Annotated in this window: 27 protein-coding genes; 12 read left to right on the forward strand and 15 right to left on the reverse strand. The window is 37.8% G+C overall.

Features of this window, described 5'->3' with window-relative positions:
* The first annotated feature begins 132 nt into the window (after positions 1-132).
* Entirely contained in the window at positions 133-807 is a 675-nt protein-coding gene (locus D1953_RS10495) for an MOSC domain-containing protein (RefSeq protein WP_119117129.1), read from the forward strand.
* A gap of 76 nt (positions 808-883) precedes the next feature.
* Here the strand turns inward: D1953_RS10495 and D1953_RS10500 are convergent, their stop codons facing one another.
* From D1953_RS10500 to D1953_RS10525, 6 genes are all read right to left on the reverse strand, one after another.
* Entirely contained in the window at positions 884-1102 is a 219-nt protein-coding gene (locus D1953_RS10500; protein WP_119117130.1) for a spore germination protein, read from the reverse strand.
* Between the two features lie 22 nt (positions 1103-1124).
* The gene (locus D1953_RS10505) at positions 1125-1532 is read right to left on the reverse strand and encodes a spore germination protein GerPE (protein ID WP_119117131.1); all 408 of its coding nucleotides are present in this window, start codon (positions 1530-1532) and stop codon (positions 1125-1127) included.
* Between the two features lie 5 nt (positions 1533-1537).
* Entirely contained in the window at positions 1538-1714 is a 177-nt protein-coding gene (locus tag D1953_RS10510) for a spore gernimation protein GerPD (protein ID WP_119117132.1), read from the reverse strand.
* Positions 1704-2318: a spore germination protein GerPC gene (gene gerPC, locus D1953_RS10515; RefSeq protein WP_119117133.1), complete on the reverse strand. Its 615-nt coding sequence runs from the start codon at positions 2316-2318 to the stop codon at positions 1704-1706. Before gerPC ends, D1953_RS10510 begins: the two co-directional genes overlap by 11 nt.
* A 104-nt stretch (positions 2319-2422) precedes the next feature.
* Complete coding sequence (locus D1953_RS10520; protein ID WP_119117134.1) at positions 2423-2611, reverse strand: spore germination protein GerPB; 189 nt, start codon at positions 2609-2611, stop codon at positions 2423-2425.
* A 73-nt stretch (positions 2612-2684) separates the two neighbouring features.
* On the reverse strand, positions 2685-2906 hold the full coding sequence (locus tag D1953_RS10525; protein ID WP_119117135.1) for a spore germination protein: 222 nt from the start codon (positions 2904-2906) through the stop codon (positions 2685-2687).
* A 155-nt stretch (positions 2907-3061) separates the two neighbouring features.
* Between D1953_RS10525 and D1953_RS10530 the strand changes: the two genes are divergently transcribed.
* Together D1953_RS10530 and D1953_RS10535 are read left to right on the forward strand one after the other, a co-directional pair.
* A complete protein-coding gene (locus tag D1953_RS10530; protein WP_119117136.1) occupies positions 3062-4264 on the forward strand; it encodes a DUF418 domain-containing protein in 1203 nt (400 codons plus the stop codon).
* 115 nt (positions 4265-4379) lie between these two features.
* The gene (locus tag D1953_RS10535) at positions 4380-4730 is read left to right on the forward strand and encodes a YisL family protein (protein WP_119117137.1); all 351 of its coding nucleotides are present in this window, start codon (positions 4380-4382) and stop codon (positions 4728-4730) included.
* Positions 4731-4769: 39 nt separating this feature from the next.
* Here the strand turns inward: D1953_RS10535 and D1953_RS10540 are convergent, their stop codons facing one another.
* Positions 4770-5339: a DUF2777 domain-containing protein gene (locus D1953_RS10540; RefSeq protein WP_119117138.1), complete on the reverse strand. Its 570-nt coding sequence runs from the start codon at positions 5337-5339 to the stop codon at positions 4770-4772.
* A gap of 186 nt (positions 5340-5525) precedes the next feature.
* Here D1953_RS10540 and asnB point away from each other — a divergent pair, with 186 nt between their 5' ends.
* The 4 genes from asnB to D1953_RS10560 all read left to right on the forward strand — a co-directional run bounded on the left by asnB (position 5526) and on the right by D1953_RS10560 (position 11340).
* Positions 5526-7373: an asparagine synthase (glutamine-hydrolyzing) gene (asnB, locus tag D1953_RS10545; protein WP_119117139.1), complete on the forward strand. Its 1848-nt coding sequence runs from the start codon at positions 5526-5528 to the stop codon at positions 7371-7373.
* 232 nt (positions 7374-7605) lie between these two features.
* Entirely contained in the window at positions 7606-9126 is a 1521-nt protein-coding gene (locus tag D1953_RS10550; protein WP_119117140.1) for an alpha-amylase family glycosyl hydrolase, read from the forward strand.
* Between the two features lie 262 nt (positions 9127-9388).
* Positions 9389-9766: a VOC family protein gene (locus D1953_RS10555; RefSeq protein ID WP_119117141.1), complete on the forward strand. Its 378-nt coding sequence runs from the start codon at positions 9389-9391 to the stop codon at positions 9764-9766.
* A 536-nt stretch (positions 9767-10302) separates the two neighbouring features.
* Entirely contained in the window at positions 10303-11340 is a 1038-nt protein-coding gene (locus D1953_RS10560) for a LacI family DNA-binding transcriptional regulator (RefSeq protein WP_119117142.1), read from the forward strand.
* Positions 11341-11394: 54 nt separating this feature from the next.
* Here D1953_RS10560 and D1953_RS10565 read toward each other — a convergent pair whose 3' ends face one another.
* Positions 11395-12270, reverse strand: a complete 876-nt coding sequence (locus tag D1953_RS10565) for an SDR family oxidoreductase (RefSeq protein WP_119117143.1) — start codon at positions 12268-12270, stop codon at positions 11395-11397.
* A gap of 250 nt (positions 12271-12520) precedes the next feature.
* On the opposite strand from D1953_RS10565, the gene D1953_RS10570 reads away from it, so the two are divergent.
* Positions 12521-12868 carry a PadR family transcriptional regulator gene (locus D1953_RS10570; RefSeq protein ID WP_119117144.1) on the forward strand — a complete coding sequence of 116 codons (348 nt, stop codon included), beginning with the start codon at positions 12521-12523 and terminating at the stop codon, positions 12866-12868.
* On the forward strand, positions 12855-13838 hold the full coding sequence (locus D1953_RS10575) for an HAAS signaling domain-containing protein (RefSeq protein ID WP_119117145.1): 984 nt from the start codon (positions 12855-12857) through the stop codon (positions 13836-13838). Before D1953_RS10570 ends, D1953_RS10575 begins: the two co-directional genes overlap by 14 nt.
* Before the next feature lie 40 nt (positions 13839-13878).
* Here the strand turns inward: D1953_RS10575 and D1953_RS10580 are convergent, their stop codons facing one another.
* From D1953_RS10580 to D1953_RS10600, 6 genes are all read right to left on the reverse strand, one after another.
* Complete coding sequence (locus D1953_RS10580) at positions 13879-14370, reverse strand: YajQ family cyclic di-GMP-binding protein (RefSeq protein WP_119117146.1); 492 nt, start codon at positions 14368-14370, stop codon at positions 13879-13881.
* 70 nt (positions 14371-14440) lie between these two features.
* The gene (locus D1953_RS10585) at positions 14441-14572 is read right to left on the reverse strand and encodes a DUF3941 domain-containing protein (RefSeq protein WP_119117147.1); all 132 of its coding nucleotides are present in this window, start codon (positions 14570-14572) and stop codon (positions 14441-14443) included.
* Between the two features lie 69 nt (positions 14573-14641).
* On the reverse strand, positions 14642-15499 hold the full coding sequence (locus D1953_RS10590; protein ID WP_119117148.1) for a DegV family protein: 858 nt from the start codon (positions 15497-15499) through the stop codon (positions 14642-14644).
* Between the two features lie 117 nt (positions 15500-15616).
* Positions 15617-15808, reverse strand: a complete 192-nt coding sequence (locus D1953_RS10595; protein WP_119117149.1) for a DUF3813 domain-containing protein — start codon at positions 15806-15808, stop codon at positions 15617-15619.
* Positions 15808-15951: a hypothetical protein gene (locus D1953_RS21230; protein WP_164853128.1), complete on the reverse strand. Its 144-nt coding sequence runs from the start codon at positions 15949-15951 to the stop codon at positions 15808-15810. The genes D1953_RS10595 and D1953_RS21230 overlap by 1 nt, the downstream gene beginning before the upstream one ends.
* A gap of 97 nt (positions 15952-16048) precedes the next feature.
* The gene (locus D1953_RS10600; protein WP_119117150.1) at positions 16049-16867 is read right to left on the reverse strand and encodes a Cof-type HAD-IIB family hydrolase; all 819 of its coding nucleotides are present in this window, start codon (positions 16865-16867) and stop codon (positions 16049-16051) included.
* Between the two features lie 187 nt (positions 16868-17054).
* Here D1953_RS10600 and D1953_RS10605 point away from each other — a divergent pair, with 187 nt between their 5' ends.
* The 3 genes from D1953_RS10605 (at position 17055) to D1953_RS21235 (ending at position 18649) form a co-directional block, all read left to right on the forward strand.
* Entirely contained in the window at positions 17055-17843 is a 789-nt protein-coding gene (locus D1953_RS10605; RefSeq protein WP_119117151.1) for an alpha/beta fold hydrolase, read from the forward strand.
* Positions 17844-17940: 97 nt separating this feature from the next.
* Positions 17941-18222, forward strand: a complete 282-nt coding sequence (locus D1953_RS10610; protein WP_373995333.1) for a metal-sulfur cluster assembly factor — start codon at positions 17941-17943, stop codon at positions 18220-18222.
* 253 nt (positions 18223-18475) lie between these two features.
* Entirely contained in the window at positions 18476-18649 is a 174-nt protein-coding gene (locus D1953_RS21235; RefSeq protein WP_182480570.1) for a hypothetical protein, read from the forward strand.
* A 60-nt stretch (positions 18650-18709) separates the two neighbouring features.
* Here the strand turns inward: D1953_RS21235 and D1953_RS10615 are convergent, their stop codons facing one another.
* Complete coding sequence (locus tag D1953_RS10615) at positions 18710-19399, reverse strand: Crp/Fnr family transcriptional regulator (protein ID WP_119117153.1); 690 nt, start codon at positions 19397-19399, stop codon at positions 18710-18712.
* Positions 19400-19601 lie beyond the last annotated feature (202 nt).

Consider the following 19601-nt stretch of genomic DNA (forward strand, 5'->3'; position numbering starts at 1 on the left):
AATAAAAAGAAACTTCTATTAACGAACGGCTTATAGCTTGTGAAGCAGAAGGGAAACAAAGCAATTGAAGGAGAGTGCTTCAATTGCTTTGTACTTGTGTTAAGAGTTAAATAAGAAGGGAGTTGGATATCGATGAAAGTTGTTGCACTCAATATTGGGAAACCAATAACGGTAGAATATAACGGGAAAGCATTAACAACAGGCATATTTAAAAAGCCAAGCCTTGAACCTGTTTTTCTTGGAAAGCTCAATTTTGAAGGAGATGGACAGGCTGATTTGGTAAATCACGGCGGAGCGGATAAAGCTGTTTGTGTTTATCCGTATGAGCATTATGTTTATTGGGAAGAGACAATAAGTAAAGATCTGGGGAGCAGTGCGTTTGGAGAAAATCTTACGCTGCAAGGGATGTTAGAACCGGATATACATATAGGAGATATCTATCAAGTAGGAGAGGCAGTCGTTCAGGTGAGTCAACCGAGAGAACCTTGCTTTAAAGTAGCGAAGAAACATGGGGTGCCTGATTTAGCTTTACAAGTTCAAAACACTGGTTACACAGGGTATTATTTTAGAGTATTAAAAGAAGGGTTGGTTCAAGCAGATTCCAAAGTTCAATTAATCGAGAAAGATTCTAATCAAATATCGATTCAGTTTGCTAATAATATTATGCATCATGATAAAAGCAATAGAGAAGCGATACAACAGATTTTAGCGGTTGAGGCGCTTTCTGATAGTTGGAGAGAGACTTTTATGAAACGTCTAGCAAAGATGGAAACAGATCAGAAAACACAACTGAAAGAAACTCATTAAAGCATTGTAAACACGCTTGGTTGATAAATAACCAAGCGTGTTTATATATCAGTAATGCCGTTTAGTTAGGAATCTTTTAATTATTTCCGGCAATTGGTTGGTCAACACCGTTAACATCGAGAACGTTGGTTCCGTTAATCGCGCTAACTGTGGCAATGATGGCTCCGGTATTAGCGGCACCGGAGCCGTTAATTGTTTTTGTAGCTTGTTTTGGAGAAATCACTGCGGCGTCTCCAAATTGAAGAGTTCCTGAGCCCATATTAGAAATTTGAATAGGTCCTGTAATTGCAGGCATAATAAACATCCTTTTTTAGTTTTTATTCTTCTTTCTTTGTTGAATCCGGCTGGGTGGACTTTCCGTTGTCGGTTAGTTGTCGAGTATGATGAATTTTTGATTTCATTCGTATATGTCCTACGTTTCCAAGACCAGCGACGGAGCTGGTGGAAATAGCATTTATATAAATATGACCTGTTTCAATAAATGGACAAAGATGATTAAATCGCATTTGAATAGGTTCGGTTATGATCGGGAGAGCCAAGGGGCGCGAAAAAATTTCGTAATCACTAAATTCATCGTCCCGTTCATAGAGAATCTCGCTTCTTCGTTGAACAGCAAGTGCGTGGACTGTCCCATCGATATAAGAGCAGTCACCAATTTGTAGAGTGGAACTAAAAACAATAGAATTAGATTCCACTGATTTGGCTTTAGAAGTTCTTTGAAACATCTCGATTATACTTTCGGAACTAGAGATAATGGCTGGATAATAAGAGATTCAGGCGGGGTATCAAAGGCTGAAGCGAGCTGAACCGTTTGGACGTCCCCAATAAGAAAAAGAGAAGCACTTGCTACCCCATTGATGTTAATATTATCTACACATAACTGATGATTCACTACATTAAACTCCATTAGTATGATTTCCTCCTGTCTGTCCTTTTGAATGTGTAATAAAATTCATAAGGGCTACTTGAATATCTGACTTCACCTGTTCAAACACTTTTTCTTTTAATTGCTCAAATTGATGCGGCGAGCGTTCGGTTGGCGGGGCCTGATCAAAGTACATATGAATTCGTTGTTCGAGCTGGCGTTCCACATCGTGTTTGATGAAATCATGGTACGAAGCATCTAGTGTGATACCAGCTTGAGCTTCTGTTTCTTGAATCATCCCATCTAAATTTGACATCAATTCGGCCGTCATTTTTTTGACAATTTGCTCCCTGTTCGGAAATGGAAAGGATGTCGGTGAGACAGGTTGATGATTCACCGCGAATTCATCGATATTATTTAAGTCACTAGGGTTCAGCCCTATATTTAATGTGCCATCAAGAGATTCAACTTTTAGTTGATCGAATTTATATTCAATTCGATCTATATGAACTGGTGGCCTCTCTTTTAGAACAGATACTTCTTCGGTTAGGCGTTTGATCTCTTGTTCAAGCTGCTGAATCCGTTTTTCTTGAGCTTCTAGGTAACACTGCATTTGTTTAGAATAGGTGTACAAATCATTGTTCAAGAGTTAATCACCTCAAACTTTCGCCGAAGATTTTCATTCACTGATACTATATGCAAAAGTTTGAAGTAGGTGAATACCTAGAAGAAATCTAAAGATAATCGTTGTCACAGCGGGACTAAACTAATCCCACCCGTTTCTAACTGTGGTGCTTCTTCCGTAAAGCCGCCTGTATTTGCTAATGCGGAGTATGGTTTAATGATGCCGGCACTTCCAATTTGAAAGACCGAAGAGTTGCTTATCCCTCCGATTTTAATCATATTAATTTGAATTGTTTGTTGGATATGAAAAATCATTGTAAGCTCCTTTCCGATAGGCTATGTTAAACAATCTCGTGAATAAATGGATTGCTATATCATAGCCTTCAGTTTAGACGTTAAATGCAATAGGTTCATCAAGTAGATCAGGATCGTTTATATTCGTTGCACTATGTTGGTTATAAAGAGAAATCGATTGTCCGGTGTTAAATGAACCTGCACCTGCATAGGTTTTTGCAGTAGAATAAGGAGAAATTTTAAAAACATCGCCAATATGAACAACGCCGCTACCAGACACACTAATGACTTGAATGACTCCGACGATTGCAGGCATATCATCCATCCTTTGATTTTTTGATTTATTTATTAAATGTTAGATCACTAGGCAGAAGACTATTTGATGCTATAGTATGTATGTGAACGATTAATGTGAGTAGGATACTTATGCAAATAGATCTGTCCTACCATACTAATAAAGGGGGGGAGAGCGTGAAGGAAGCGATAAATCCGATTGATGAGAAAAAGCGTCTTGTTCATGTTGATATTTTAAGAGGCATAGCTATTCTAGGAATCTTTTTAGTCAATATGTCGTCTTTTCATATGCCCATTTTATATATCGATGGCTATGATGTTTGGACGACAGGGTCTGACCGCTTGCTGTATATGTTTAGTGATATTTTTGCCCAAACTAGTTTTTATCCATTGTTTGCTTTTTTGTTTGGGTTTGGGGCTATTATTCTTTATGAACGAAGTGTGGAAAAGGGGATATCATTTCCCGTTCTTTTTAGTCGTAGAATGCTTTTCTTGCTCTTTATTGGCTGTATTCATGCTTTTTTTATTTGGCATGGCGATATTTTGATTACATATGCGGTACTAGGATTTGTATTTTTATTGTTTTATAAATTAAAAGGCAAGACATTATTAATTGTCGGCTCGCTGCTGTATATGATTCCGGTTATGATTCTAAGCTTGATTATGGTGTTTACGAGCTTGTTTTTTTCAGAGGAATTAGCAACAGAAGTGACAGCCGATTATGAGTTAGTAGAACAGTCGCAGGACGTTTATCAACATGGTTCATTTATTGAGGTTACGAAGCAAAGAGTGCAGGATTGGTATTATGTGAATAATATAGTAGGACTCGTCATGTATCTCTTTTTCATTTTGCCTTTCTTTTTACTTGGAGCGGGTTTTGCTAAGCTGCGTTGGCTGCATGAGCCGTCTCTTCATAAACGAAAACTTATCGTTATCGCGATTGTCTGCTTCATTGTCGGTTTAGCTATTAAATGGCTTCCGTATATAACGGTCTATCATACTGGAACGACTCTCATTCAAGATGAACTAGGTGGTCCGCTGCTTACTTTTGCTTATATAACAGGTATTACCTTGCTTGTGCAAAAGGACAGCGTACGTCGATTATTACATCCACTCTCCTATATTGGGAAAATGTCCATGAGCAATTATTTGTTTCAATCGATTGTGTGCACCTTATTGTTTTACTCCTATGGCTTCGGTTTATATGGGCAAGTTTCGTATACAACAAGCTTTATTCTCATCTTTGTTATTTATGGAGTGCAATGGTTAGCAAGCTATATTTGGCTGAAACACTATCGCTTTGGGCCGATGGAATATGTATGGAGATGGTTTACGTATAGCAAACGATCCGCAATGAAAAGGCAGATCGAAAAGGGATAGGTACATGCTTATTTCTTCATGCAAAGGGGAAATAAGGACAGAATGCTTAATTTTGTTTTTTAACTCTTGTCTGTGATATGATGTAGGAGAATTTGTACTAGGGGGCTTTAAACTTATGATGGATACAACGCATTTACACATCACAACTTGGGTGATTGGTCTTATCCTCTTTTTCGTAACGTATTCGATGTTAAAAGGTGGAAATCCTAAAGCGAAAATGATGCATATGATTACCCGCTTGTTTTTCATTCTTATTTTCCTTTCAGGCGGTATGCTGATCTCTGATTTCGGCGTATATGCAACGAAGATGATTGTCGGCTTATTAGTCATTGCGTTTATGGAAATGGTATTAGTACGTACGGCTAAAAGAAAAAGTACAGGAGTTATGTGGACATTATTTATATTAAGTTTACTCTTTGTACTATATTTAGGTTTCTCTTTACCGTTAGGAATCACTATTTTTTAATAAGTAATAAAGAAGCGGACGCTAAGAGCGTCCGCTTCTTTATTTAGAGTTTACCTTTTCAATGATGATTCTTTTTCCTGTGTTAATCGTAAATTCAAATCGGTCATTTTTATTTTCTCCATAAGAGAAATGATGCTGAACGGAACAGATTTCTGAATTGTTATCGAAAGTGAAAAAATTCACACCTGACTGGGTACTTGTATTTTCTAAAAAGGTAAGCTGATTATAGCTGTAAATGCAATCATATGTGGAGAAACCGAGAGAATTCAATGTTGTCACAAATTGAAAAAAGGAATCATCGGTTAGTTTCTCTAATAATTCTTCAAACGAGTAGATTAACTTCTTCCGGATATGAATGGTTTCATTTTGTTTGAGGAAGACGATTTCATGATTAGTAAGCTGAATGGCTCCTTCTTCTAAGATGATGCCTTGTCTCCAACGACCTGACCGGTATACCTCTACTTCATTGTGCATATAGTCTTCAATGGAGGAGGCCTCATCTGTTTCGTCATCAAAGAAAATCCATTGAAAATTAATATATTCTACTTTTCCTTCTGTAAATGCTCTCGTTTGCTGTTTAATTAATTTTACTCGTTGCTGCTGCCTCATTTACAATTACCTCCAATTTGGGATGCCTCACCTACTTTTTTGACAAAATTCGTTGAAAATATAATCGTAACTGGACAAATAACCATCTTTTTATTTTTGCATAGGCTATGTTATACACTTACGACTTTGCTCACAACTTCCTAATCTCCTAAAGAGTATTGTTCGAGTTAGAAAGGATGAAGAATTATGTGTGGGATAACTGGATGGGTACATTTTCAAAAAGATTTACGCGCAGAAACGGATACTGTAGCCAAAATGACAAGTACGTTAGCGAAACGCGGACCAGATGATGAAAATGTGTGGAGCGATACCCATGTTGTATTTGGCCATCGTCGTTTAACCGTTGTAGACCCTGTCGGAGGAAAACAACCGATGACGAAGGCTCATGAAAGTGGAGTTTATACACTTTGTTATAACGGTGAGTTGTATAATACAGAAGATTTGCGTAAAGAGCTATTATTAAAAGGATATTCCTTTAAAGGTCATTCTGATACAGAAGTTTTGCTAACTTCTTATATAGAATGGAAAGAAAAATGTGTGGAACTGTTTAATGGGATTTTTGCGTTTGCAATTTGGGATAGTGCGGAGCAAAAGCTATTTATTGGACGCGACCGTTTAGGTGTAAAGCCGCTGTTTTATGCGGAAAGAAATGGGGGACTTTTATTCGGGTCGGAGTTAAAAGCGCTGCTTGCTCATCCGGATGTTAAAGCAGAAATCAGCTATGAGGGATTAGCGGAAGTATTTGGAGTAGGGCCTTCACGTAAGCCGGGTTCAGGAGTGTTTCATCATATTCAAGAGCTGCGTCCGGGTCATGCGATGACATTGACACGTAACGGACTAAAGATTTGGCGTTATTGGAATGTGAAAAGTGAAGAGCATACGGATAGCTTAGAAGAAACGGTAGATAAAGTTCGTTTCCTTGTTGAAGATGCCGTAACTCGTCAGTTGGTGTCAGATGTGCCGCTTTGTACATTCTTATCGGGCGGTGTTGATTCAAGTGCGATTACCGCGATTGCAGCGAATGCCTATCGCCGTGAAGGGAAAGGACCGCTTCATACGTATTCCATTGATTATGAAGATAACGCGAAGTTTTTTAAAGCAAATGATTTTCAACCAAATGCGGACGGTCCATGGATTGAAAAAATGTCGACTGCATTCCAGACGAGGCATCATTCGTCCGTCATTACACAAGAGCTGTTGACAAACTACTTAACGGAAGCCGTTCATGTTCGCGATTTACCGGGAATGGCGGATGTAGATTCCTCTTTACTCTGGTTTTGTAAAGAGATTAAGAAAGATTTTGTCGTCGGCTTGTCTGGAGAATGTGCGGATGAAATTTTTGGCGGATATCCATGGTTCCATCGGGAAGATGACTTGAATCGTTCTGGTTTTCCATGGATGCGTTCAACGGAAGAACGAGTGTCTTTATTGAAACAGGGATGGCGTGACAAGTTGAAGTTGGAGGAATATGCGGAGGAAGCCTATTTAACGACGATCCGTGAAATGCCAAAGCTTCCTGGTGAAACAGGTATAGCAGCGAAACGAAGAGAACTGTTTTATTTAAATATTCTTTGGTTTATGACGACGCTGTTAGATCGAAAGGACCGAATGAGTATGGGCGCGAGTCTTGAAGTGCGGGTTCCTTTTGCGGATCATCGTCTTGTCGAATATGTATGGAATATTCCGTGGGAAATGAAAATGACGGGCAATCGTGAAAAAGGGATTTTACGTAAAGCCCTTGAAGGATTGCTGCCAACGGAAGTGCTTTATCGCAAGAAAAGTCCTTATCCGAAGACGCATAATCCAGTTTACACAGAGCGTGTACAAAGCTGGTTAAAAGAGATTTTAGAGGATTCGAATTCGATGCTCTATGAATTTTTTGATAAACAGAGGTTGAATGAGCTTGTCGAATCAAAGGGAGAGGCGTTTAGAGTGCCTTGGTTTGGGCAATTGATGTCCGGTCCGCAATTGCTCGCTCATTTAGCACAAATGCATGTATGGTTTAACGATTATAAGATTGAGATTGTAGATTAAATAGGGGAATCGAAAGAGTTCGTTATAAAATCATGCGCAATTCGGGAATAATCGGGCGAATTCAGTATAAAATCATGCCAAATTCGGAGATAATCGAGCGGGAAGTCTGTGTAATCATGCCAAATGACTGGTTTACTAATTAATTAGAATATTTTGGTATTTAAGTTTGACCTTGGAAGAATAAGAAGCTAATCTTAAAGGCGTAAGGATGTTTAGGGAGGAGGAGCGGAATATGCGCAGAGTGTTATCACTCGTTTTACTTCCGTTTCTTCTTTTTTACGCCATTCCAGTAGGAGCAGCTGAAAAAGAAGAACGAACGTTGGAAGATGAAATCATTTATTCTATCATGATTGACAGATTTTTTGATGGAAATCCAGAAAATAATGGGGATGCGGATGTTACCAATCCGAATATGTTTAATGGCGGTGATTTTGCCGGTGTGACAAAAAAACTAGATTATTTAAAAGAGATGGGGTTCACAACGATTTTACTTTCCCCTGTTTTTATGAATGATAAAGAGGGGTATCATGGATATTGGGTGGAGGATTTTTACAAGACAGATCCACACTTTGGTACACTAGATGAATTGAAAACATTAGTACAGGAGGCTCATAGTCGAGATATAAAAGTGATGGTAGACTTTGTAGCTAATTCTGTCGGTCCGAATCATCCATGGTTACAGGATCCCACGAAAGAGGATTGGTTTCATGAAAAGGACAGCGCTGATGAACAACTGGAAAAAAGCTGGATTGATAGTCTGCCAGATTTAAATCACGAAAATCCTGAGGCGAAGGCTTATTTATTAGATGCAGCTAAATGGTGGATTGAAGAAACGAATATTGATGGCTATCGTCTTCATCAAGCTGAGTATGTAAACCAAGATTTTTGGAAGGACTTTGTACAGGTTGTTAAATCAGAAAAAGCTGATTTCTATCTGATTGGTGATGTTTTAGAGGGGACTTCAAAAACGATTTCCAGCTATGAAGAGACTGGGATAGATGCTTTTATGGATTACACCGAAAATGAAGCATTACGCCAGGCCTTTGCTGCTCCAGATGAAAGCTTAACAAACCTTTTTTCCGTTAAGAGAAAAAACGAGGACTTACTTCAGGCTGATACACAGCTTGTGAACTTTATGGATACGAGTCAATCACCACGCTTTACCTTTGATGCGGCTAATCATAACCAGCATCCAGGGACGCGTTGGAAAATGGCTCTAGCTTATTTGTACACGACACCTAGTGTGCCTGTTATTTTTTATGGATCGGAAATTGCGTTAAACGGTAATGAAGCCCCTGAAAATCATCAACTGATGAATTTTAAAACCGAACAAGATTTAGTGGACTATATAACGGATCTTGCCAAAATTCGTGCCGAACATCCTGCTTTATCACGAGGAAAATTAGAAGTTTTATATGAAAAAGACGGTGTTGTTGTGTACAAGCGGACGCTGGCTGAAGAAACGAATGTTGTGGTTATTAATAATACGTCAAAGACACAAAAGATTGTATTGAATCAATCACAGCTGGAGGATAATAAGGAATTGAGAGGGTTATTGAACGGCGACCTCGTTCGCAGTCAAGATGGCACGTATTCTATCGTCATTGACCGAGAGCAAGCAGAAGTGTACAAGCTTGTTCATAAGTCGGTTATTAACATTCCTTACTTTGCTGTATTATTTGCGGTACTTGCTTTATTCGCGCTATTTATTGCTTTAGTTATGAAACGCTCGAAAAGAAATTCAATAGATTAATGGCAGACCTCTCGATTATTCTGATTTATAGTGCCTATGAATTAGTGTTAGAGGATGATCAACAGATTTATGCTTATATTCGAAGAAGTGCAGGTCAAGCGGCTCTAGTTGTTTGTAACTTTAGTAAACAGAACTAAGACCTTATGAAGTCCTTGTCTATCTTTTATTAACTAAGTTAATATAGGTCAATGAACGAAATTGTTTTTGTTTTTTTTGTTGATAGAATGATGTGAGATGATTAAACGATCTAAGGAGATTTATGATGATTAATAAAATTGGTAAAATTACTGTTTATGTACAAGATCAAGAACAGGCAAAGGACTTTTGGTTAAATAAAGTAGGCTTTGTATTGAAATTTGAACAACCGATGGGACCAAACATGTCCTGGATAGAAGTTGGACCTAGTGAAGACGAATTTACTACGTTAGTTTTGTATTCTAAATCTGCAATGGAACAACAGCAACCTGCTAAAGTTGCCCATCCATCAATTCTTTTTAGCACAACGGATATTGAATCCGCTTATGAGAAGATGAAACAAAATGGAGTAGAAGTAGGAGACATGTTAAGAATGCCGTTTGGAACAATGTTCTCATTTAAAGATCAAGATGGAAATGAGTATTTATTAAGGGAAGATAAATAAGTCGGAGGAAAAGCTGTTTTCATTTGGATGTATTCAACAGTATGGCTGATTATACGATTTTTGGCTAAGGTGTGTGAAACTTCGGTTTCACACACCTTTTTTAGCTATGCTGAAAGCTCCCCTCAAGTATTACTCCTCTTGCGTGTGTATATAATATGTGAGGTGTTTTAGGGGCAAAATCACAAATAATTCCAAAGTTCATACTTGCTGTCTATCACTTTATTTGATATATACGAACAAACTGTTTCTAGTACGAAAAAAGGGTTATTAATTTTGTATATATTGTTTTTGTAAAAACCTGTCATATGAAGGTTGTGAATTTTCCGTTATTTAACAGAATTTTGGGGAAAATTAACGTTTTAACGCGTTAATTGCTTAAAAATTTTGAATTTAGACACAAATATAGAGGAAGGGATTGTATAATAAGTGTATGATAAAAGATATATCTAAAAAAATGAAGAGGCTTTGGATTATCCTTTGCATCTTTTTTAATACATCAAGGGCTTAATGTCTACAGAGGGGAGAGGAAAAGAGTAATGGCCGTTACGATAAAAGACGTGGCACAATTGGCAAACGTTGCTCCTTCGACGGTTTCACGAGTTATTGCAAATAATCCTAGAATTAGTGAAAAGACAAAGGTACGTGTTCGTGAAGCGATGGAAAAGTTAGGGTATCATCCAAACTTTATTGCACGCAGTTTAGCCAATCAATCAACACAGATTTTGGGCTTAGTACTGCCCAGTTCATCAGAAACGTTTTTTAATAGTCCGACATTCGCTACGATATTACGTGGTTTAAGTGAATGTGCTCGGGAAAGAAAATATTCATTGCTCATGAATACGGGGAATTCCGATGAGGAAATTTTTGAGGGAGTCGTTGAAATGGTGCAAGGGGGTATGGTAGACGGGATTGTTCTGATGTATTCACGTATGAATGATCACACGATTACCTATTTGCAATCGCGCAATTTTCCTTTTGTTTTAATTGGAAAACCGTATGAATTTGCTGAAGAAATCACATATGTCGATAACGATAATTATTTAGCAGCGAAGGAAGCAACGAATTATTTATTAGAGTTAGGACATAAGAAGGTTGGATTCATTGGGGGCCATTCGAAACTTGTTATGACGCATGAGCGTTTATTAGGGTATGAAGGTGCTTTGAAGGAACATGGAATCGTACCTAGAAACGACTATATTTTTTATGAAGAGGCATTACGAGGAGAGATGCAAGAAGCGGTGCAAAGCCTTTTAGCTTTATCAGAAGTACCTACCGCTTTAATCGTCCACGATGATTTAATGGCGCTGAGTATTATGAATAGTTTAAGGTCTTTAGGATGCTTTACTCCAGAGCATATGTCTGTTGTAAGCTTGAACAATACTTTATTTTCAGAAATTTCACTTTCTTCTTTCACCTCTATTGATACAAATATGTATGATATTGGATATCAAGCAACAAGATGCTTAGTTCAAAAGCTAGCATCGCCAGAAGAACGAATACAAAGTGTTATTATCCCGCACCATTTTGTCGAACGCGACTCGTGTCAACGAGTGCAAACAGCCATGTTAGTTTAGTACAAAACGAAAGGCTTCCTGCTCCTATTGGAGCAGGAAGCCTTATCGTATTTATTATCCATTTACAACCGTACCGCCATTGATATGGAGCACTTGTCCGCTCATATAGGAGGAATCTTCGCTCGCTAAATATACATAAGCAGGAGCAAGTTCCTCTGGCTGTCCAGCACGCCCCATTGGCGTATCGCTGCCAAACTTGGAGACATCTTGTTCATTAAAAGAAGCGGGAATGAGCGGTGTCCAAATAGGGCCAGGTGCTACAGCATTCACACGAATACCATCTTTAATAATCGAATTGGAGAGCGCTCGTGTAAAGGAAACGATGGCTCCTTTTGTAGCTGAATAATCGATTAATTTAGGATGGCCTTTATAGGCTGTAATAGAAGCGGTGTTAATAATGCTGCTTCCTTGTTTTAAATGAGGAAGAGCAGCTTTTGTTAAATAGAACATCGAAAAAATATTGGTGCGGAACGTTTTTTCTAGCTGATCGGCTGTAATATCTAGAAAGTTCGTTTGCACATGCTGTTCAGCTGCATTGTTGACTAAAATATCAAGTCCCCCAAATGCTTCCATTGTTTGTTTAACGACGCTTTGGCAAAAAGATTCATTGCCGATATCCCCCTGTAGGAGCAGGCATTTTTGGCCTTCTTTCTCTACTAACTGCTTCGTTGTTTTTGCATCCTCAACTTCATCTAAATAGACAATGGCCACATTGGCGCCTTCTTTAGCAAAATAAATGCTTACAGACCTGCCAATCCCGCTATCGCCACCGGTAATAATCGCTGTTTTACCAGCTAATTTACCGTTGCCTTTATAGTTTTCATTTACGGATTTTGGGTTAGGTATCATCTTTGTTTCTACACCGGGCTGGTGTGTTTGATGCTGCGGCGGAAAGGTTTGCTTCGTTTGATTATTATTTGATGAACTCACTAAGATCCCTCCTGCTTTTTATATCTACTTCTTCTTATTTGCAAGTGGAGAACTAATAAAACATGGGAATATTAGGGAGGTAGATATAGTAAACGACGTATGAATGGCATACTTCGTTGTTTTGCTTTGTTTTTCCTAACTTGAATAAATTGGTAAAATGTGGGTTGATGTTGTAACAATAATACTGTATGATAAATAGTATAAATCATATAGTGTATAACATATATTAATTAAAAATTGAGGTGGGTGAATGAGTACTTTACTGAATTCATTAACGACAGAGCTTAGAAGAGGAACATTGACATTGGCGGTTTTAAGTCAATTGCGAACACCCCAGTACGGATATTCACTTGTTCAGTTATTGGAGGAATCAGGTGTTAATATTGATCAAAGTACCTTATATCCGTTGCTTCGCCGTTTAGAAAAACAGGAGTTAGTGACGAGCAGTTGGGATACATCTGAGAGTAGACCACGTAAGTACTATGTGTTAAGTGAATATGGTGTAGAAATCTTTTTGCAGTTAAAAGAGGAATGGATGAAGAATTCGAAACAACTGCATGGGCTATTAACAAAGGGGGAAGACGATGAGCTTAATTGATATTTATATACAAGAAGTCACGCGTAGGCTGCCTGAGAAAAGCCGTGAAGATATTGCCCTTGAATTACGATCAACAATTGAGGATATGTTGTCCGATGATTACAGCGAGGAAGAGGTAAAAGCCGTTCTTGAAAAATTGGGTAATCCAGCAACATTGGCCAGTGGTTATCGAGATCAACCGATGCACTTAATTGGTCCGCGCTATTTTGATGTATATGTTACATTATTAAAAATGATTTTACCAATTGCAGTGGTTATTTCGTTAATTTCAATGATTGCCACATATTTTATGAATTACGGTGGAGAAGAAGCGGTTATTAATGTTGCACTCCATATTATGGGGGAAGGAATATGGAGAATCATCGAGGTAAGCATGCAAGTATTCTTTTGGTTAACGCTTGTTTTCGCCATTCTCGAACGAACGGATAAAGGAAAAGACCAGAATCCGCTAACAACAAGTTTGAGCAAATGGACACCAGATGATTTAAAAGACATTTCGTATATTCCTAAGAAAAAAGCGATTACGAAGTTTGAAGTATTTGGAGGGTTAATGTGGACGTCAATTTGGGCAACCCTTTATTTTTATGCTGAGCATCTTGTAGGGGTATATAGAGGCAGCGAAACAGGTCTTGAATTCGTGGTTCCCGCTTTAAACCATGAAGTATTACTTCGTTATTGGCCCATTGTGGTTGTGATTATTGGCGGTGAAATTGCACTATCTCTTTATAAATTAATGAAAGGGCAATGGACGAAGAGTATAGCTATTGTTAATATGGTTGTTCAGGTTGTAGGCACAGTTGTATTTATTGTCATATTCAGCAATCCCGACTTGCTTCATCCAAAATTCCTTGCTTATATAGCAGATTTTAAACAATTAGAAACGTGGGCGGTTGGCGGAGTAATCAGTATATTTATTATATCTGCCGCAATTGCTGTATTTGATGGTTTTCGTAAGGCTAAAATTAGTTAAAGAATGTTAAAAAACTCGCCAAAATTGGCGAGTTTTTGTGTTAGCGGTAATTTAAAAATTGTACATCGATTGATAAATCTGCATTACGAATAGCATTGATAATCGCTTGTAAATCATCACGGCTTTTTCCTGTTACGCGGATTTGATCATCTTGGATTTGGCTTTTTACTTTTAAGCCGCTATTTTTAATGATTGTATTAATTTTTTTCGCTTGCTCTTTGTCAATCCCTTGAATAAGCTTTGCACGTTGGCGTACCGTTCCGCCTGAAGCACCTTCGATTTTTCCGTACTCTAAGTTTTTAATGGGCACGTTACGTTTTACAAGTTTACTAAGAAGTACATCCTTTAATTGATCCAGCTTATATTCATCGTCGGAAACGAGTACAAGCTCTTCTTTTTCTAACGTAATGTTGCTTTTGCTTCCTTTGAAATCATAACGGGTTGCAATTTCTTTCATCGCCATTGTGACAGCATTTGTTACTTCTGGAAACTCTACTTTCGATACAATATCAAATGAACTTTCTTTTGCCATGTCTTACCTCCATCAAGATTTATTTCCTTTATTATAGGGAATGATAGGAGGGAAGACAACTAATCGAATCCTATTTATGGTCAGTTTGTTTTGAATAGGAGTGCTTACCAGCTTCAAGATTTTCTTGATACTGTATATTCTTTGCAGCGTTATGTGCTTGATTATCTCTTGGTTTTTTATTGTTATCTTTTGTTGTAGACATAATAAAACTCCCTTTCTTTGATCGTCAGTTCTTAGTGTTGACGCAAATGAAGGGGAGTATGTATTCGTTTTATTTTGTTTTATTTAAAAAGAAAATCGCGATTGTACCTGGACCAGCGTGAGCCCCGATTGTTGCTCCAACCGTATTAATAAAAACATCTTCTGTACCGAACTCTGCTTGAATGGCCGCTTTATATTCTAAAGCCGCTTCTTCATCATCGCCATGACTGATGGCGATCGATTGCTCAGATAGGTTTTGTCCGCGTTCATGCATTAATTCTAGAATCCGTTTCATTAATTTCTTTTTGCCGCGTACTTTTTCAAGCGGGACTAACTTGCCATCTTCAACATGCAGTAGGGGCTTAATGTTTAATAAACCGCCGACGAAGGCTGAAGCTTTAGAAATTCGTCCGCCGCGAGCTAAATATTCAAGATTGTCAACGGTGAAGAGGTGTTCCATATGACGAATATGGAACTGAATGTCTTCAAGAATCTCCTCTTTAGAAGCGCCTTTTGCTGCTAATTGGACGGCGCTTTTTACGACCAGTCCCGCGCCAAGGGAGGCACACTTCGTATCAATGATTTCAAGGTCTAGTTCTGGATATTGCTCTTTCACTTGATCGCGGCACATAACAGCTGTTTGATAAGTTCCAGACAACTGAGAAGAAAAAGCAATATAAATGCCTTGTCGTTTCTCTTTCGCAAATTGTGTGAATAACTCTATTACATATTCCGGAGAAGGTTGGGATGTTTTAGGAGCTTTTCCTTCGCGCATCGCATTATAAACTTCTTTTGGAGTAATGGTTTGTAGGTCTTCGTAATTTTTCCCTTCAAGATTTACTAGGAGAGGGATAAATGAGACATTGTTTTCTGTGTAGAAAGACAATGGCAAATCACATGCACTGTCTGCCAAAATTGTGATAGCCACGCTTACACCTGCTTTCTTTCTAATTTTTAAGCTATGTATTGATTAGTTTAGCATGGAACACAAAAAAAACAATGAATAAGCTTAGGCTTCACCTGAAAAAGCCTCCAAAATGGAGGCTTATTTCAGGTGAGTTTCTAATCTTTGTTGTAGCTCTCGAAGCTGTTCTTTTTCAGCTTCTGTTGAATTAGCAAAGGCTGAAGAAAGAGCGTTCTTGGCTACTTCCACCGCATTTTCATTACTTTCATGATGCTCAGACTGCAGAACATTCTCAACAAATTCCCGTGCTTCTTGGAATAGTCTATTTGCCATTATAAGCCTCCATAAAATTGGTTTGACTTTTGACGTTGTTCGGCTTCTTCAAACGTAGAATGATAAGGAATCTTTTGAGCATGCAAGGCAACCGAATCTTTACCCTGCTGAACAAATCGTTTCGATTTACTGCGTTTACCCATGCTTATCTCCTCCGATTGTGAGCATTTGACACAAAAGCTACGGTGTCAAATATATTTTGACCGTTTCGATGGATTTTATAAAGGAAATAAAGGGCATTTAGGCAAGTTTAATATTAAATTTATCTTCCAGGAATACGGCAATACCGTCTTCTTCATTTGTTAAGGTAGTTATGTTTGCTAATGACTTGAGTTCAGAGATGGCATTGCCCATTGCGACACCAGTTCCTGCATAATCAATCATTTCTAAGTCATTATCTTCATCGCCAAAAGCGATAATTCGCTCTTTCGGTATATCGAAATAATTTGAAACTTTTTGAATACCGACTGCCTTATTTAACCCGCTTTTTACGATTTCAATAACATGAAAGGGAGCAGCCCAACTGCGATGATCAATCACTTCGGCATGAACTGATGTTAAATGTTCACGAATTTCGGTAACTTGGTGTTCTTCAGCGTGAATGAGCATACTTGTGGGAGACTGTTCTAAGAAGTTACGTAAATCACCTGTTGTTACTTTTGGATTACCCATTTTTAAAAGGTCAATGAGCTTTTCATCATGGTAATGAAAATATACGTCATCGCGAACTTCAGCGATAATATTATGATAGTCGAATTCGTCACATGCTTCGACGATATCTTTTGCCACGTTGATATCTAATGGTGAATGGTACATTCCCCAGCTTGTTTGTAATGGATGATGCACGAAAGCGCCATTAAAATTGACGATTGGTGTCGTTAGTCCAAGTTGACGATAATACAATTCGCTGGCACGATATGGTCTTCCAGTAGCAATCATGATTTGATGACCATCTTCTTTAAGCTTTGTTAAAACTTGCTTTGTACGAGATGAAATTTGTTTTTCATTATTCAGTAACGTTCCGTCAAGATCTAACACAATTAAATGTTTATCAGCCATCAATGAGCACCTTCGTTTCTGTTTTGTATTTTTTGTACTTTCAGTATACTGTACGATAACCGAATTACTATGAAGTTTATGCAAATATTTGTAAAGTTTATTGTAATGCAAATTCAAATCTTTTTCATTGAATTTGCATTGATGTATGATGAAACTAAATTAATACATATTAGGAGGCATTTAGGAATTGATTAATATCAAAAATGAAAAAATTGCTGATATTCCAGTATTACATATGAATAAGGAAGAGTTGTTTGAAAAAAAGCAGCCGCTTATTTTCTTTATTCATGGTTTTATGAGTGCAAAGGAACATAATCTACATTATGCATACTTGCTAGCGGAAAAGGGGTTTCGTGTTATTTTACCCGATGTGATTCATCATGGTGAAAGAGAATCGGGATACAGTGAAAAAGAATTATCGTCCCGCTTTTGGAAAATGATTGTTCAGACGATCCATGAATTGAACATACTAAAGGAAGAACTTGTGTCTAGACATTTAGTTCAAACGGATAAAATCGGAGTTGTCGGAACCTCAATGGGCGGCATTGTCACGAATGGGGCACTTGCTGCATATGACTGGATTTCTGCAGCTGTGAGTTTGATGGGGAACCCCGCCTATGTTAGGTTTGCTGAATATCAAGTAGAGCAAATGAAAAAGATACTACCAGAATTGGATTTAAAGGAAACGGATGTTCAAGAACAATTGGAATTGTTAAAGCCCTATGATTTAAGCTTAAATCCAGATAGGCTGCAAAACAGACCGCTTATGTTTTGGCATGGAGCAAAAGATGGAGTCGTGCCTCATAAGTTTGCTTATGATTTTTATCAGCATATTAAATCGAATTATGAAAGCGAGCCAGATTATTTGATGTTTAATTTAGATGAAAAGGCTGGACATAAAGTGTCACGATCAGGAGTGTTACAAACAGTGGAATGGTTCGATAAGCACTTGCAGCCAACGATACAAAAAGTTTAAGAATTTAGTGTAAATCTGTTATGATGCTCATGTGGAGATAATTTTTCCATATGAAAAAGGAGTGAACAACGTGGATCAAGATGTAAAAGATAGTATTATGGGAGCGTTAGAGCGCGTAATCGACCCGGAATTAGGGGTAGATATTGTGAATCTAGGGCTTGTATATGATGTTGATATGGATGAAGAAGGCTATACAACGATTACAATGACATTAACAGCTATGGGCTGTCCGCTTGCTGGAGTTATTGTGGATCAAGTAAAATATGCACTTGAAGATCTGCCAGAAGTAAAAGAAACAGAAGTGAACATTGTCTGGACGCCAGCATGGACGAAAGATAAAATGTCTCGATATGCAAAAATTGCACTTGGCATTAAATAATGGTGAAAAGGTCAGATCATGATGATTTGGCCTTTTTTAATTGGTTATGCCAAAAGCCGTATGAAGCATATCCTCTCTATTAATAATTATGTTGGTAAAGAAGGAATGTTGAGGGATATATGAAAAAATTTGAACAACATATCCGGCTTAAGGCTTATTAATTAAGAAAAATTTCAAAAAAGCTGTGATAAAAGTCATCGCGGAATGTTTCTAGATTTGATAATGTGGAAACAGGGGTTAAGTTTTTATATGTATGAATGCGGTCGAGATGAATGAACCTGCCTCCATCTATTCACTTGTTTGTTTTGCTGCTATAAGGGATTCCAAGGGGATGGGATTGTTACAAAAGAAGCTTGGGTTGAATAGTTTATACATCGCTTCGCTTACTGGCGGGCAGGTTGAATGGTTGCTTGAGGAAATTGTGTAGTTCTTCTCGAAACTGCGTATACACTTTATCCATGAAAAAAGCCGGTTATTTAAACCGACTTTAATCAATTCTACAAATATCAATTGGACAGTTTTCACAGTCAATCTCAGTACGTAAAAAGTCTACATTGTGAATCGTAATAAATCCTTTGTCCATTGAAATTACATTCTGTTTGCGTAAATCCGCTAACATCCGATTAATGACTTCACGGGATGTGCCGCAAAAGTTTGCAAGCTCTTGATTGGTAAAGGCCATTGTAATAATCGTGCCATTCTCCGTTTCAACGCCGTAGCTATTCATGATTCGAATTAAGGTGGAGTATAAAGCTCCTTTTTTGCCATGTAAGAGTAGGTCTCGAAACATCGTTTGAGTTTTGCGGTGTTGAGCGGATAACCAGGAGAGACAATCAATAGCGAGTTTGCTATTTTGGCGAATTTGTTGTTCAAACTGTTCTTTATTAATGGCGATTACTTCTCCGCTTTCAATCATTTTAGCATTCATCATATGTTTAGGTAATTCAGAGAAAAGGATTGTTTCACCAATCAATTCATTACCCGAGCATAGTCGCAATGTTAGTTCACGTCCATCAGGGACGATTTTGCTAATTTGAACTTTCCCATTTAAAACATAAAATAATTCATTTGAGGGCGTACTTTCTTGAAAAAGATAGCGTCCTTTTTCTATATACTTTACAGGATAATTTTCAAGAATCAGTTCATGTAACTGTTGGGTCAAGGAAGAATATTGCATATGAAACCACCTTTATACTGCCTGCTTTACTATTCCTACCATTGATTTAAGCGGAAAAAAGATACATAGTCAACTATCTGTTACGATTTCTTCATTAAATTTGTGTATTCGAAATCATTTATACAATTTTATAAAAATACATTTGATTTTATTTTTATTCAGTCATATAATAATAGAATCAAAGAATGACAGGGATTTATGA

Source organism: Peribacillus asahii (genome assembly GCF_003570725.1).
Classification (GTDB): domain Bacteria; phylum Bacillota; class Bacilli; order Bacillales; family DSM-1321; genus Peribacillus; species Peribacillus asahii.